The organism is Streptomyces sp. PTY087I2 (assembly GCF_001687325.1).
Taxonomy (GTDB): domain Bacteria; phylum Actinomycetota; class Actinomycetes; order Streptomycetales; family Streptomycetaceae; genus Streptomyces.
Genome location: NZ_LZRD01000004.1, coordinates 315,436 through 329,059 on the forward strand (window position 1 = coordinate 315,436; position 13,624 = coordinate 329,059).

A 13,624-nucleotide genomic window follows, 5' to 3' on the forward strand; every position below is an offset into this window, starting at 1 on the left:
CTTACAGCGCCCACCACGCCCGCCGCGTCCACGCACCGGACGCACCCCGCCCCGCCCGCCCTCCGCAGGGCAGGATGAGCGCCGTGACCGTCATCGACATCCCCGGCTCCAAGTCCGTCACCGCCCGCGCCCTCTTCCTCGCCGCCGCGGCCGACGGCACCACCACCCTGCTGCGGCCGCTGCGCTCGGACGACACCGAGGGCTTCGCCGAAGGGCTGAAGAACCTCGGTTACGCGGTCGAGCAGGAGGCCGACCGCTGGCGCGTCCAGGGGCGTCCGGCCGGGCCCGCCGCCACCGACGCCGACGTCTACTGCCGCGACGGCGCGACCACCGCCCGCTTCCTGCCCACCCTCGTCGCGGCCGCCGCCTCCGGCACGTACCGCTTCGACGCCTCCGCCCAGATGCGCCGCCGCCCGCTCGCCCCGCTCACCCGCGCCCTCACCGCCCTCGGCGTCGACCTGCGCCACGGGGGAGAAGAAGGGCACCACCCGCTGACCGTGCGCGCCGCCGGGATCGAGGGCGGCGAACTCACCCTGGACGCGGGGGAGTCGTCCCAGTACCTCACCGCCCTGTTGATGCTCGGGCCGCTCACCGCGAAGGGCCTGCGCATCGAGGTCACCCAGCTGGTCTCCGCGCCGTACGTCGAGATCACCCTCGCGATGATGCGCGACTTCGGCGTGGAGGTGGAGCGGGAGGGGAACACCTTCGCCGTCCCTCCCGGCGGCTACCGGGCCACCTCCTACGCCGTCGAGCCCGACGCCTCCACCGCGAGCTACTTCTTCGCCGCCGCAGCGCTCACCGGCCGCGAGGTCACCGTCCCCGGCCTCGGCACCGGCGCGCTCCAGGGCGATCTGCGCTTCGTCGACGTCCTGCGGGACATGGGCGCCGAGGTGAGCGTCGGCGCCGATGCCACCACCGTCCGCTCCGGCGGCCGGCTGCGCGGGATCACCGTCAACATGCGCGACATCTCCGACACCATGCCGACCCTCGCCGCGATCGCGCCCTACGCGGACGGGCCCGTCGTCATCGAGGACGTCGCCAACACCCGGGTCAAGGAGTGCGACCGGCTGGAGGCGTGCGCCGGGAACCTGCGCGCCATGGGCATCACCGTGCACACCGGCCCGGACCGGATCGAGATCCACCCCGGTACGCCGAAGCCCACCGAGATCGCCACCCACGGCGACCACCGCATCGTGATGTCCTTCGCCGTCGCCGGACTGCGCACACCGGGCCTGACGTACGACGATCCCGGCTGCGTACGCAAGACGTTCCCGGCGTTCCACGACGTGTTCGCGGACTTCGCGCACGACCTCCAGGGGCACTGAACGGGGTCGCGGGGGCTGATGCCCGTGCCCTTCAGGGCTGACGACCGGCCCCGCCTCCGTGGCCGATGCGCGGCTCACCCGGGACGCGCTGTCCCCGCGCACAGCCGGAGCGGCAACAATGGGGGCATGAGCGACAGCCCCGCCCCCCTCGCCGATCCGCATCTCCTCTTCGACGCCGCGGACGGCCGCCGGGATCTCGTGATCCTCGGCTCCACCGGGTCCATCGGCACCCAGGCCATCGACCTGGTCCTGCGCAACCCCGACCGCTTCCGGGTCACGGCGCTCTCGGCCGCCGGCGGCCGGGTCGCCCTGCTGGCCGAGCAGGCCCGCCGGCTGCGCGTGAACACGGTCGCCGTCGCCGCCGAGGACGCGGTCCCCGCCCTGCGCGAGGCGCTGCGGGACCAGTACGGGGCCGGTGAGCCGCTCCCCGAGATCCTCGCCGGACCCGACGCGGCCACCACCCTCGCCGCGAGCGCCTGCCACACCGTGCTCAACGGCATCACCGGCTCCATCGGGCTCGCCCCGACCCTCGCCGCGCTGAGCGCGGGCCGCACGCTCGCCCTCGCCAACAAGGAGTCGCTGATCGTCGGCGGCCCGCTGGTGAAGGCGCTCGCCGCCCCCGGCCAGATCATCCCGGTCGACTCCGAGCACGCCGCGCTCTTCCAGGCGCTGGCGGCCGGTAAACGCGCCGACGTCCGCAAACTCGTCGTCACCGCCTCCGGCGGACCCTTCCGGGGCCGTACGCGCGAGGAGCTGGCCGACGTCACCCGCGAGCAGGCCCTCGCCCACCCGACCTGGGCCATGGGACCGGTCATCACGATCAACTCCGCGACCCTGGTCAACAAGGGCCTGGAGGTCATCGAGGCGCACCTCCTCTACGACATCCCGTTCGACCGGATCGAGGTCGTGGTCCACCCGCAGTCGTACGTGCACTCCATGGTCGAGTTCACCGACGGCTCCACGCTCGCCCAGGCCACCCCGCCCGACATGGGCGGCCCCATCGCCATCGGCCTCGGCTGGCCCGAGCGGGTCCCGGACGCGGCCCCCGCCTTCGACTGGTCGAAGGCCTCCACGTGGGAGTTCTTCCCGCTGGACACCGAGGCCTTCCCGTCCGTCGGTCTCGCCCGGCACGTCGGCGGCCTCGGCGGCACCGCGCCCGCCGTGTTCAACGCGGCCAACGAGGAATGCGTCGACGCTTTCCTCGCCGGACAGCTGCCCTTCAACGGAATCATGGATACGGTCACGGCTGTGGTGTCCGAACACGGCACCCCCGCCCCGGGAACCTCGCTCAGCGTCGCGGACGTCCTCGAAGCGGAAACGTGGGCCCGCGCACGGGCCCGGGAACTCTCGGCGAAAGCGACAGCGGAGGCGCGCGCATGAGTCTGACCTCGATCCTGCTGACGGTCCTGGGGATCGCCGTCTTCGTCGTGGGCCTGCTCTTCTCCATCGCCTGGCACGAGCTGGGCCACCTCTCCACGGCCAAGATGTTCGGCATCCGGGTCCCGCAGTACATGGTCGGGTTCGGCCCCACGCTCTGGTCGAAGAAGAAGGGCGACACGGAGTACGGCATCAAGGCCATCCCGGCCGGCGGCTACATCCGCATGATCGGGATGTTCCCGCCGGGCCCCGACGGCCGTCTCGAAGCCCGCTCCACCTCACCGTGGCGCGGCATGATCGAGGACGCCCGCTCCGCCGCCTTCGAGGAGCTGGAGCCGGGCGACGAGAAGCGCCTCTTCTACACGCGCAAGCCGTGGAAGCGCGTCATCGTCATGTTCGCCGGCCCCTTCATGAACCTGGTCCTCGCGGTCGCCATCTTCATGGGCGTCGCGATGACCTTCGGCTTCCAGACCCAGACCACCGAGGTCGGCGGCGTCCAGCAGTGCGTGATCTCGCAGAGCGAGAAGCGCCAGACCTGCAAGGCCGGCGACGACCCCTCGCCCGCCAAGGCCGCCGGGCTCCGCGAGGGCGACAAGATCATCGCCTTCGCCGGTACGAAGGTCGACGACTGGGCGACCCTCTCGGACCGCATCCGCGAGACGATCGGCCCCGCCACCATCGTCGTCGAACGCGACGGCAAGGAAGTCACGCTCGACGCGGTCCTGCGCGAGAACAAGGTCGCCAAGAAGGACAGCCGGGGCGAGGTCATCCCGAACGAGTTCGTCACGGCGGGCTACCTCGGCTTCGCAGCCCAGACCGAGATCGTGCCGCTCTCCTTCGGCGACTCCGTCGTCCGCATGGGCGACATGATCGAGAACGGCGTCGACTCCATCATCGCCCTGCCCGGCAAGATCCCCGCCCTCTGGGACGCCGCCTTCAGCGACGGCGAACGGGCCGACGACTCGCCGGTCGGCGTGGTCGGCGCGGCCCGGATCGGCGGCGAGGTGATGAACCTCGACATCCCGGCCCAGAACCAGGTCGCGATGATGCTGTTCCTGCTCGCCGGCTTCAACCTGTCGCTGTTCCTGTTCAACATGCTCCCGCTGCTCCCGCTGGACGGCGGACACATCGCGGGCGCGCTCTGGGAGTCGCTGCGGCGCAATGTGGCCAAGGTCTTCCGGCGCCCCGACCCGGGCCCGTTCGACGTGGCCCGGCTGATGCCGGTCGCCTATGTGGTCGCGGGACTCTTCATCTGCTTCACGCTGCTGGTCCTGGTGGCCGACATCGTGAACCCCGTCAAGATCACCTGATCGTTCCTTCCACGTCACAGGTTGCGACCGGGCACACGCGTTGTGTCCGGTCGCTCACCAACGGATGGACATGTCGACACGGGTGCGGCCGCCGGGGCTCCGGTGCCGTAACCTCGAAGGCTGGAGCCCGCCGATCTCGGGACCTTGATCCACACCTTGGGGATGCACAGCGCATGACTGCGATTTCTCTCGGAATGCCGGCCGTTCCGACCAAGCTCGCCGACCGAAGGGTCAGCCGACAGATCCAGGTCGGCTCGGTCGCGGTCGGCGGCGACGCACCCGTTTCCGTGCAGTCGATGACGACGACCCGTACGTCGGACATCGGCGCCACGCTCCAGCAGATCGCCGAGCTGACGGCGTCCGGCTGCCAGATCGTCCGGGTCGCCTGCCCGACGCAGGACGACGCCGACGCGCTGGCCACCATCGCGAAGAAGTCGCAGATCCCGGTGATCGCCGACATCCACTTCCAGCCGAAGTACGTCTTCGCCGCGATCGACGCCGGCTGCGCGGCCGTCCGGGTCAACCCGGGCAACATCAAGCAGTTCGACGACAAGGTCAAGGAGATCGCCAAGGCGGCCTCCGAGACCCGCACCCCGATCCGGATCGGCGTCAACGCCGGCTCCCTGGACGCCCGGCTCCTGAAGAAGTACGGCAAGGCCACCCCCGAGGCCCTCGTCGAGTCCGCCCTGTGGGAGGCGTCCCTCTTCGAGGAGCACGGCTTCGGCGACATCAAGATCTCGGTCAAGCACAACGACCCGGTCGTCATGGTCAACGCCTACCGCCAGCTCGCCGCCCAGAGCGACTACCCGCTCCACCTCGGCGTCACCGAGGCTGGACCGGCGTTCCAGGGCACCATCAAGTCCGCCGTCGCGTTCGGCGCGCTGCTCTCCGAGGGCATCGGCGACACCATCCGCGTCTCCCTCTCGGCCCCGCCGGCCGAGGAGGTCAAGGTCGGACTCCAGATCCTGGAGGCGCTGAACCTCAAGCAGCGCCGCCTGGAGATCGTCTCCTGCCCGTCCTGCGGCCGCGCCCAGGTCGACGTCTATAAGCTCGCCGACCAGGTCAGCGCCGGTCTGGAGGGCATGGAGGTGCCGCTGCGCGTCGCGGTCATGGGCTGCGTCGTCAACGGCCCCGGCGAGGCCCGCGAGGCCGACCTCGGCGTCGCCTCCGGCAACGGCAAGGGCCAGATCTTCGTGAAGGGCGAGGTCATCAAGACCGTCCCCGAGTCGAAGATCGTCGAGACCCTCATCGAAGAGGCCATGAAGATCGCCGAGCAGATGGAGAAGGACGGCATCGCGTCCGGCGAACCCCAGGTCTCCATCGGCGCCTGACCTGCATCTTTCCGCACGATCACCGCCCCGCCAGCCTTCGTGCCCGGCGGGGCGGCCGCGTCCGCGAAGGCCGTCTCCCGGACTCGAGCGGTGTTCGAGGGTTTTGTCGGTTACAGTGCGGAAATCAGCAGACCGTATGGTGAGGCCCCCTCGTGTTGACGCACACCACTACCCGGGTCCTCGAACCCAGCGACCTCGGCGCCGCGCTCGCCATTCTCGAGAGCGAGCCCGTCGCCAACGCCTTCGTGACGTCCCGCGTGCAGGTCGCGGGGCTCGACCCCTGGCGCCTCGGCGGCGAGATGTGGGGCTGGTACGCCGACGGCAGGCTCCGCTCCCTGTGCTACTCCGGCGCCAACCTCGTCCCCATCTGTGCCGGGCCCGAAGCCGTCCGCGCCTTCGCCGACCGCGCCCGCCGGGCCGGCCGCCGCTGCTCGTCCATCGTCGGCCCCGCCGACCCCACCACCCAGCTGTGGCGGCTCCTCGAACCCAGCTGGGGACCCGCCCGCGAGGTCCGCGCCAACCAGCCCCTCATGGTCACCGAGAGCCCGGCCGCCGACATCACGCCCGACCCGCTCGTCCGCCGCATCCGCAAGGACGAGGTGGAGGTCCTGATGCCGGCCTGCGTCGCCATGTTCACCGAGGAGGTCGGCATCTCGCCGCTCGCCGGCGACGGCGGCCTCCTCTACCAGGCCCGCGTCGCCGAACTCATCAGCACCGGCCGCTCCTTCGCCCGTATCGACGACGGCAAGGTCGTCTTCAAGGCGGAGATCGGCGCGGCCACCCCCCAGGCCTGCCAGATCCAAGGCGTCTGGGTCGCCCCCGAACACCGCGGCAAGGGCCTCTCCGAGACGGGCATGGCCGCCGTCCTGCGCTACGCCCTCGCCGACGTCGCCCCCGTCGTCAGCCTGTACGTGAACGACTACAACACCCCCGCCCGCAAGGCCTACCACCGCGTCGGCTTCCGCGAGGTCGGCGCGTTCATGAGCGTCCTGTTCTGAGCCGCCGCGCTCACCCGGGCACCCGCCCGGGCCAGTAGGGTTCCCGCATGGCAGCAGCCCCCGCAGAAGGACCCGCGGCACCCGACGCCCGGATCGGCCCCGTCGACCTCGCCGCCCGCGTCGACGAAGCCCTGCACGTCCAGGCGGCCGCCTTCGGACTCAGCCGGGAAGAGATCGACGTACGCCGCCACATCGTCCTCAGGCACCTGGAACACCCCCGCGCCCGGGCACTCGGCGCCACCACCCCCGACGGACGGCTCGTCGGCTTCGTCTACGGGCTGCCCAACGACCGCTCCCAGTGGTGGTCCACCGTCGTCGAGCCCTATCTGCGGGCCACCGGGGCGGACGGCTGGCTCGACGACTCCTTCGTCATCACCGAACTCCATGTCCACCCCGACCACCAGCAGCGCGGCATCGGCCGCACCCTGATCACCACCATCACCGACGCCGTCGACCACCCCCGGTCGATCCTCTCGGCGATCGACAAGGACAGCCCGGCCCGCGCCCTCTACCGCGCCCTCGGCTACCGCGACCTGGCCCGCCAGGTCGTCTTCCCGAGCGCCCCGCAGCCGTACGCGGTCATGGGAGCGCCCCTGCCGCTCCAGCGGCCCCGGGCCTGAATGGATTTCCGCCTGCCCGCACCCCCCGGCTAACCTCGGGCTCACCACTTTCGCGAGCAGGAGTTCACCATGGCCCAGGTCCAGCGCATGTCCCGATTGATGATCAAGACACTGCGCGACGACCCGGCGGACGCCGAGACGCTCAGCCACAAGCTGCTGGTCCGCGCCGGGTACGTGCGCCGCAACGCGGCCGGCATCTGGACCTGGCTGCCGCTCGGCAAGAAGGTCCTGGACAACATCTCCAACGTGGTCCGCGAGGAGATGGACGCCATCGGCGCCCAGGAGGTCCTGCTGCCCGCCCTGCTGCCCAAGGAGCCCTACGAGGCGTCCGGCCGCTGGGAGGAGTACGGCGACCTGCTCTTCCGCCTCAAGGACCGCAAGGGCGGCGACTACCTCCTGGGCCCGACCCACGAGGAGATCTTCACCCAGACCGTCAAGGACCAGTGCACGTCCTACAAGGACCTGCCGGTGATGCTCTACCAGATCCAGACGAAGTACCGCGACGAGGCCCGCCCCCGCTCCGGCGTGCTCCGCGGCCGCGAGTTCCAGATGAAGGACTCGTACAGCTTCGACACCACCGACGAGGGCCTGGCGCACTCCTACGCCCTGCACCGGGCCGCGTACATCAAGATCTTCGAGCGCCTGGGCCTGGACCACCGCATCGTCTCCGCCGTCTCCGGCGCGATGGGCGGCTCCGCCTCCGAGGAGTTCCTGGCGCCCGCGGCCGCCGGTGAGGACACCTTCGCCGACTGCCCGAACTGCGACTACGCCGCCAACACCGAGGCCGTGACCTTCGCGCTCGCCCCGGTCGACGGCTCGGCGCACGGCGCGGTCGAGGAGCTGGACACCCCCGACACCCCGACCATCGAGACCCTCGCCGAGCACCTGGGCGTCCCCGCCTCCGCCACGCTGAAGAACCTGCTGGTCAAGGTGGACGGCGAGATCGTCGCCGTCGGCGTCCCCGGCCACCGCGAGGTCGACCTCGGCAAGCTCGGCGAGCACCTGGCCCCCGCCGTCGTCGAGCTGGTCACCGCCGAGGACTTCGTCGGCCGCGACGACCTCGTACGCGGTTACGTCGGCCCCCAGGGCCTGGAGAAGGTCCGCTACCTCGCCGACCCCCGCGTCGCCCCCGGCACCTCCTGGATCACCGGCGCCAACAAGGAGGGCAAGCACGCGAAGAACGTCGTCGCGGGCCGCGACTTCGAGGTCGACGAGTACCTGGACGTCGTCGTCGTCGAGGAGGGCGACCCCTGCCCCCAGTGCGGCACCGGCCTCGTCCTGGACCGCGCCATCGAGATCGGCCACATCTTCCAGCTCGGCCGCAAGTACGCCGACACCTTCCAGCTCGACGTCCTCGGCCAGCAGGGCAAGCCCGTCCGCGTCACGATGGGCTCGTACGGCATCGGCGTCTCCCGCGCCGTGGCCGCGCTCACCGAGCAGACCGCCGACGACAAGGGCCTGTGCTGGCCCCGCGAGATCGCCCCGGCCGACGTCCACGTCGTCGCCGCGGGCAAGGCCCTCCAGACCGAACTGGCCCTGGAGGTCTCGGAGAAGCTCAACGCGGCCGGCCTGCGCGTCCTGGTCGACGACCGCCCCGGCGTCTCGCCCGGCGTGAAGTTCACCGACTCCGAGCTGATCGGCGTGCCCAAGATCCTGGTCGCGGGCCGCCGCTCCGCCGACGGCGTCCTGGAGCTGAAGGACCGCCGCACCGGCGAGCGCGAGGAACTGACCGTCGACGAGGCGATCGCCCGCCTGACGGCCGACCTGGCCTGATCAGCCGATGGGAAAGGCCCCCGCGCACGCGTTGCGCGGGGGCCTTCGCCCGTGCCTGCTCGGCACATCGGCGTACGACGAGGGCCCCCGCGCACCGAGCGTGGGGGCCCCTTCCCGTCCGTACGGAGAACCGTTACAGCCAGCCCGCGAACTCCAGGTTCACCTCGCCCATCTGCCGCCGCCCCTCGGCCAGCGCGCGGGTGCCCGACTCGACCGCCCGGAACAGCGTCCAGCCGTGCAGCCGCGCCTGCTCCACCTCCAGCGACTCCGCCAGCTTCTTGACCCGCCGCCGCGCCGTCGCCGGGCCGCCGGGGGAGGCGATCAGATCCTCCGCCCGGTCCCGCACCAGCCGCGCCAGGTCATAGGCGCGCTCGCCCACCAGCGGCTCGGGGCCCACCGTCAGCCATGGCGCCCGCTCCCCGGACAGCACCTTGCTCTGCCGGAAGTTGCCGTGCAGCAGAAGCAGTTCGGGCGCGTTCTCGACCAGCTCCGCCCGGGCCGCGAGCGCCGCGTCCACCAGCGGCGCCAGCTCCGGGTCGGCCTCGGCGGCCGCCCGCATCCCGGCGCTCTGCGCCTTGGTCCGACCGGCCACCGTCTCGAAGGTGTGCCCGGCGGGCGGCTCCACCCACAGCCGGCGCAGCGTGCCCGCCGCTTCCAGCAGGGCCTTCGCCTCCGGCAGCGAGCGCAGCGACACCTCGGGGTGCAGCCGCTCCAGCAGCAGCACCCCCGACGCGCCGGACTCCGCTCCGGCCGGGTCCGGGGCGTCCAGCGGCTGCACCGCGCCCCAGCCGTTCCAGTGCTCCAGCGCCGCCCGCTCCAGCTCCGGCGCGGCGACCGGCGGGGCGATCTTCAGGGCGGCCGGGGTCCCGTCGGCCCGCCGCACCAGCACCACCAGGGAGCTGCGCCCGCCGGGGGCGGCCACCCGCTCCACGGTCAGGCCGTCCCCGGCGGCGAGCGCCCGCTCGGTCAGCGCGGGGAGCCCGGCCAGCCAGTCGGCCGCCGCGGCGTCCCCGTACATCTCACCGAGCGCGCGTACCAGGCGCTGCGGCGGTTCGCAACCCATACGTCGTGTGTTCCCTTTCCGGATCCTTCGGATCAGCGCGTCCCGTCCGCGCCCGCGGCCTCCACCGGGCCCGTCGCGGCCGGATCCGCGCCGGCGGCCCGCTCGGCGAGCCCCGGAAAGGCTACGTTGCCGCCCCGCCACCGGGCCGACCGCACCGCGGCCTCCCGCAGCGCGCCCGCGGCGTCCTTGCGCCGGGGGCCCTCGGTGGCCCGTACGAGATCGGCGTAGGCGCCCGCGACCCGGTCCTCCAGGACCGCGGCGAGCCGCACCGCCGCCCGCCCGTCCGGCACGGCGAACGGCAGGGCGTACGCGGCGTTCGCGGCCACCGGGCGTCCGCCCAGGTCCCGGGCGGTGCGCGCCAGCGCGTCCCGGCGGGCCCGGTGCGCGTCGTGCGCCGACCGGGCCTCGGATCCCCGCTTCCCGTCGAGACGGCCGCCCAGCACGCCGTACCCGTACACGGCGGCGTGTTCGGCGGCCAGGGCGGCCTGTACGGCGGTCAGCTCGGGGGAGTCGGAGTCGTCATCGGACCGCCGGATCGAACGGGTGCTCATACGGCTGTCTCCTCGGCCAGTTCGGTCAGCAGATACGCGTGCGCCGCCGCGGCCGCCGCCACCGAGGCCAGCAGCCGGGCCAGCTCCGGTCCGGCGCTCAGCAGGGCCTCGGCGTACGCGTCGGCCCGGCGGCGCTCGGCGACGGCCAGCTCCCGCACCGCGGCCTTCGGATCGGCCGACACCGGACCGGGGGGTGCCGGAGGAGCCTCGTCGCCCTTCGGCGCACCTTTCTCCGATTCGTTCTTCTTCGGTGCGTCCTTCGCGCGCGGCGGCGCCAGCGCCTTGCCGTGCTCGGCCACGGCCGCCCGCAGCGGTACGAGTCCCGCCGCCGTGGCCGGATGCGCCTCGGCCACCAGGTCGTACTGGGCGAGCAGAAGGGCGCCGTCGCGCACCGCCTTCTCGCGCAGTGTCTTCTCAGCCTTCGCGGTGGTGTCCCGGGCGGGCTTCTTCCCCCCGGCGGGTTCGTCGTCGCCCCCGCAGCCGGTCAGCACCGCACCCAGGGCGAGCGCTCCCGTCGCGGTGAGCGCCCCCCTGCGCGTCGTCCCCGTGCGCCGCACGTTTCTCCTTCGGGCCTGGACCGGTCCTGACAGGATCTGTCCTGATGTGATCACCGCAGGCGAGCGTACCCGCGGCCGAGCGGCAGGCGGACGGCAACACCCCTGGCGACCGGATACCCTTTGACCTGACGCACGACGATCCCCACAACAGCACACGCGGCCGAGGAGTCACCCGGATGAGCACCACCCAGAGCGAGAGGCTGCGCGGGCTGCTGGAACCGCTCGTCAGCGCGCAGCAGCTGGACCTCGAGGAGATCGAGGTGTCCCGGGCCGGCCGACGGGGAGTGCTGCGGGTCATCGTGGACTCCGAGGAGGGCGTGGAGCTGGACGCCTGTGCGGAGCTGAGCCGCGCGATCTCGCAGAAGCTGGATGAGACCGACGCGATGGGCGAGGGCGAGTACGTCCTCGAAGTCAGCTCCCCCGGCGCGGACCGCCCGCTGACCGAGCACCGCCACTACGTACGCGCCACCGGCCGACTGGCCAGGTTCCACCTGACCGGCGGCGGCTCCGGCGAGCTGGTCGCCCGCATCCTCGCCGTCGACGAGGACGGGCTCGACCTCGAAGTGCCCGGCGTCAAGGGCCGCAAGCCCACCGCCCGCCGCCTCGCCTTCGACGAGATCGCCAAGGCGCGCGTGGAGATCGAATTCAACCGCAAGGACAAGAAGGAAGAGGAGGCGTAGCCGTGGACATCGATGTGAAGCTTCTGAAGGGCTTGGCGCAGGACAAGGAGATCCCCTTCGACGTGCTCGTCGGGGCGATCGAGTCGGCCCTCCTCATCGCGTACCACCGCACCGACGGCAGCTACCGCCGCGCGCGCGTGAAGCTCGACGAGAACGGCCACGTCACCGTGTGGGCCAAGGAGGACCCGGCCGACCTCGAAGAGGGCCAGGAGCCCAAGGAGTTCGACGACACCCCCTCCGGATTCGGCCGGATCGCGGCGACCACCGCCAAGCAGGTCATCCTCCAGCGGCTGCGCGACGCCGAGGACGACAAGACCTTCGGCGAGTACGCCGGCCACGAGGGCGACGTCGTCACCGGCGTCGTCCAGCAGGGCAAGGACCCCAAGAACGTCCTGGTCGACATCGGCAAGCTGGAAGCCATCCTTCCGGTGCAGGAGCAGGTCCCGGGCGAGGAGTACACCCACGGCCTGCGTCTGCGTACGTACGTCGTCCGGGTCGCCAAGGGCGTCCGCGGCCCGTCGGTGACGCTCTCGCGCACCCACCCCAACCTGGTGAAGAAGCTCTTCGCGCTGGAGGTCCCGGAGATCGCGGACGGCTCGGTGGTCATCGAGGCCATCGCCCGCGAGGCCGGTCACCGCACCAAGATCGCCGTACGCTCCACCCGCGCGGGACTGAACCCCAAGGGTGCCTGCATCGGCCCGATGGGCAGCCGGGTGCGCAACGTCATGGCCGAGCTGCACGGCGAGAAGATCGACATCGTGGACTGGTCCGACGACCCGGCCGAGATGGTCGCCAACGCGCTCTCGCCCGCCCGGGTGAGCAAGGTCGAGGTCGTCGACCTCGGCGCCCGCTCCGCCCGCGTCACCGTGCCGGACTACCAGCTGTCGCTGGCGATCGGCAAAGAGGGACAGAACGCCCGCCTCGCCGCCCGCCTCACCGGCTGGCGGATCGACATCCGGCCGGACACCGAGACGGACGAGGAGCGGGAGAACGCCGACCGCGAGCGGGCCGAGCGGGCCCGGGAGCGCTCGGAAAGGCGTTGACCCGGAGCCGCTCCAGGGAATAGATCTTGGACGCACGCCGCTGAGATCACGACAACATCCGTTCGATTTTTGCCCCAAAGGGGTGAGGTCGGTACGGGGAGGTAGACTTAAACGTGTCTGGCCGGACGCAAGCCCGCGCTTGCCCCGAGCGAACCTGCGTGGGATGCCGGGAGCGAGTGACCAAGAGCGAGCTGCTGCGCATCGTGGTGGACGAGGGCGCCTGCGCCCCTGATCCACGCGGTACGCTGCCCGGCCGGGGTGCGTATGTGCACCCCACCTCTGTCTGTCTCGACCTGGCGGTTCGCCGCCGGGCATTCCCCCGGGCCTTCAAGGCCAAGGGGCCGTTCGACACCGCGGCACTCACGCGGTTCGTCGAACGGGTGACACCGTAAGAAAGTGAACGGCACGGGACCCCGTGCGGTCAGGTACCTCGCGAGTTGGAAGTAGGTCGAGATTGCGATGAGCACTCGATGAGTACGCGATGAGTACGCCCATGAAGTAGCGACGGTCCGGCGGTAACCCGGACCTAAAAGGAGCGAAGTGGCTAAGGTCCGGGTATACGAACTCGCCAAGGAGTTCGGCGTCGAGAGCAAGGTCGTCATGGCCAAGCTCCAAGAACTCGGTGAATTCGTCCGTTCGGCGTCCTCGACGATCGAGGCGCCGGTTGTGCGCAAGTTGACCGACGCATTGCAGGGGCCCGGCGGCAACGCCGGCAAGCCCGCTGCCAAGCCTGGCGCGCCCCGTAAGGCGACGCCCGCGAAGCCCGCAGCGCCCTCCCCGGCCGCTGCGGCACGTCCCGCTGCCCCGAAGCCCGGCGCCCCGGCCCCCAAGCCGGCCGCCGCCGAGGCCCCCAGCAGCACCCCGGCAGCGCCCTCCGCGCCGTCGGCGGGCCCCCGTCCGGGCCCGAGGCCTGCCCCGAAGGCACCGGCCACCCCGGTCCCGGCCGCCGAGTTCTCGGCCCCGGCACCGGAGCGCCCGGCCGCCCCGCAGGCCCCG

14 protein-coding genes are annotated in these 13,624 nt (G+C 71.9%); 11 read left to right on the forward strand and 3 right to left on the reverse strand.

The genetic code is table 11. The features are described from left to right. The first annotated feature begins 83 nt into the window (after positions 1 to 83). The 7 genes from aroA (at position 84) to A3Q37_RS06265 (ending at position 8,734) form a co-directional block, all read left to right on the forward strand. Positions 84 to 1,325, forward strand: coding sequence for a 3-phosphoshikimate 1-carboxyvinyltransferase (gene aroA, locus A3Q37_RS06235; RefSeq protein ID WP_065478647.1), 1,242 nt, complete (start codon positions 84 to 86; stop codon positions 1,323 to 1,325). A gap of 126 nt (positions 1,326 to 1,451) precedes the next feature. Continuing rightward, the gene (gene dxr, locus A3Q37_RS06240; RefSeq protein WP_065478650.1) at positions 1,452 to 2,705 is read left to right on the forward strand and encodes a 1-deoxy-D-xylulose-5-phosphate reductoisomerase; all 1,254 of its coding nucleotides are present in this window, start codon (positions 1,452 to 1,454) and stop codon (positions 2,703 to 2,705) included. Next, positions 2,702 to 4,012: an RIP metalloprotease gene (locus A3Q37_RS06245; RefSeq protein WP_065478653.1), complete on the forward strand. Its 1,311-nt coding sequence runs from the start codon at positions 2,702 to 2,704 to the stop codon at positions 4,010 to 4,012. Before dxr ends, A3Q37_RS06245 begins: the two co-directional genes overlap by 4 nt. A 173-nt stretch (positions 4,013 to 4,185) precedes the next feature. Next, on the forward strand, positions 4,186 to 5,343 hold the full coding sequence (ispG, locus tag A3Q37_RS06250; RefSeq protein ID WP_065478657.1) for a flavodoxin-dependent (E)-4-hydroxy-3-methylbut-2-enyl-diphosphate synthase: 1,158 nt from the start codon (positions 4,186 to 4,188) through the stop codon (positions 5,341 to 5,343). Positions 5,344 to 5,495: 152 nt separating this feature from the next. Continuing rightward, positions 5,496 to 6,341: a GNAT family N-acetyltransferase gene (locus A3Q37_RS06255; RefSeq protein ID WP_065478660.1), complete on the forward strand. Its 846-nt coding sequence runs from the start codon at positions 5,496 to 5,498 to the stop codon at positions 6,339 to 6,341. A gap of 47 nt (positions 6,342 to 6,388) precedes the next feature. Beyond that, on the forward strand, positions 6,389 to 6,961 hold the full coding sequence (locus A3Q37_RS06260; RefSeq protein ID WP_065478667.1) for a GNAT family N-acetyltransferase: 573 nt from the start codon (positions 6,389 to 6,391) through the stop codon (positions 6,959 to 6,961). Between the two features lie 69 nt (positions 6,962 to 7,030). Further along, on the forward strand, positions 7,031 to 8,734 hold the full coding sequence (locus A3Q37_RS06265; protein ID WP_065478671.1) for a proline--tRNA ligase: 1,704 nt from the start codon (positions 7,031 to 7,033) through the stop codon (positions 8,732 to 8,734). Between the two features lie 133 nt (positions 8,735 to 8,867). On the opposite strand, the gene A3Q37_RS06270 is transcribed toward A3Q37_RS06265, so the two are convergent. From A3Q37_RS06270 to A3Q37_RS06280, 3 genes are read right to left on the reverse strand one after another with little or no spacing between them, the layout of a single operon-like run. Beyond that, the gene (locus A3Q37_RS06270; RefSeq protein WP_065478674.1) at positions 8,868 to 9,797 is read right to left on the reverse strand and encodes an aminoglycoside phosphotransferase family protein; all 930 of its coding nucleotides are present in this window, start codon (positions 9,795 to 9,797) and stop codon (positions 8,868 to 8,870) included. A 32-nt stretch (positions 9,798 to 9,829) separates the two neighbouring features. After that, positions 9,830 to 10,348 (reverse strand): ferritin-like domain-containing protein, encoded by a 519-nt coding sequence (locus A3Q37_RS06275; RefSeq protein ID WP_065478677.1) that lies wholly within the window; start codon positions 10,346 to 10,348, stop codon positions 9,830 to 9,832. Continuing rightward, positions 10,345 to 10,905 carry a hypothetical protein gene (locus A3Q37_RS06280; RefSeq protein WP_065478681.1) on the reverse strand — a complete coding sequence of 187 codons (561 nt, stop codon included), beginning with the start codon at positions 10,903 to 10,905 and terminating at the stop codon, positions 10,345 to 10,347. The genes A3Q37_RS06275 and A3Q37_RS06280 overlap by 4 nt, the downstream gene beginning before the upstream one ends. A 176-nt stretch (positions 10,906 to 11,081) precedes the next feature. On the opposite strand from A3Q37_RS06280, the gene rimP reads away from it, so the two are divergent. The 4 genes from rimP to A3Q37_RS35425 all read left to right on the forward strand — a co-directional run. Next, positions 11,082 to 11,585, forward strand: a complete 504-nt coding sequence (gene rimP / locus A3Q37_RS06285) for a ribosome maturation factor RimP (RefSeq protein WP_065478684.1) — start codon at positions 11,082 to 11,084, stop codon at positions 11,583 to 11,585. Positions 11,586 to 11,587: 2 nt separating this feature from the next. Next, positions 11,588 to 12,628, forward strand: a complete 1,041-nt coding sequence (gene nusA / locus A3Q37_RS06290) for a transcription termination factor NusA (RefSeq protein ID WP_006127966.1) — start codon at positions 11,588 to 11,590, stop codon at positions 12,626 to 12,628. A 113-nt stretch (positions 12,629 to 12,741) separates the two neighbouring features. After that, positions 12,742 to 13,020, forward strand: coding sequence for a YlxR family protein (locus tag A3Q37_RS06295; RefSeq protein WP_006127967.1), 279 nt, complete (start codon positions 12,742 to 12,744; stop codon positions 13,018 to 13,020). A gap of 148 nt (positions 13,021 to 13,168) precedes the next feature. After that, positions 13,169 to 13,624 (forward strand): translation initiation factor IF-2 N-terminal domain-containing protein (locus tag A3Q37_RS35425; protein WP_176711356.1); only part of this gene is annotated, 456 nt, incomplete at its 3' end.

Excerpts from the sequence above, each read along its gene's own strand:
- dxr (WP_065478650.1), top strand. The coding sequence starts at position 1,452 with ATGAGCGACAGCCCCGCCCCCCTCGCCGATCCGCATCTCCTCTTCGAC.
- A3Q37_RS06245 (WP_065478653.1), top strand. The coding sequence starts at position 2,702 with ATGAGTCTGACCTCGATCCTGCTGACGGTCCTGGGGATCGCCGTCTTC.
- ispG (WP_065478657.1), top strand. The coding sequence starts at position 4,186 with ATGACTGCGATTTCTCTCGGAATGCCGGCCGTTCCGACCAAGCTCGCC.
- A3Q37_RS06260 (WP_065478667.1), top strand. The coding sequence starts at position 6,389 with ATGGCAGCAGCCCCCGCAGAAGGACCCGCGGCACCCGACGCCCGGATC.
- A3Q37_RS06265 (WP_065478671.1), top strand. The coding sequence starts at position 7,031 with ATGGCCCAGGTCCAGCGCATGTCCCGATTGATGATCAAGACACTGCGC.
- A3Q37_RS06270 (WP_065478674.1), bottom strand. The coding sequence starts at position 9,797 with ATGGGTTGCGAACCGCCGCAGCGCCTGGTACGCGCGCTCGGTGAGATG.
- A3Q37_RS06275 (WP_065478677.1), bottom strand. The coding sequence starts at position 10,348 with ATGAGCACCCGTTCGATCCGGCGGTCCGATGACGACTCCGACTCCCCC.
- rimP (WP_065478684.1), top strand. The coding sequence starts at position 11,082 with ATGAGCACCACCCAGAGCGAGAGGCTGCGCGGGCTGCTGGAACCGCTC.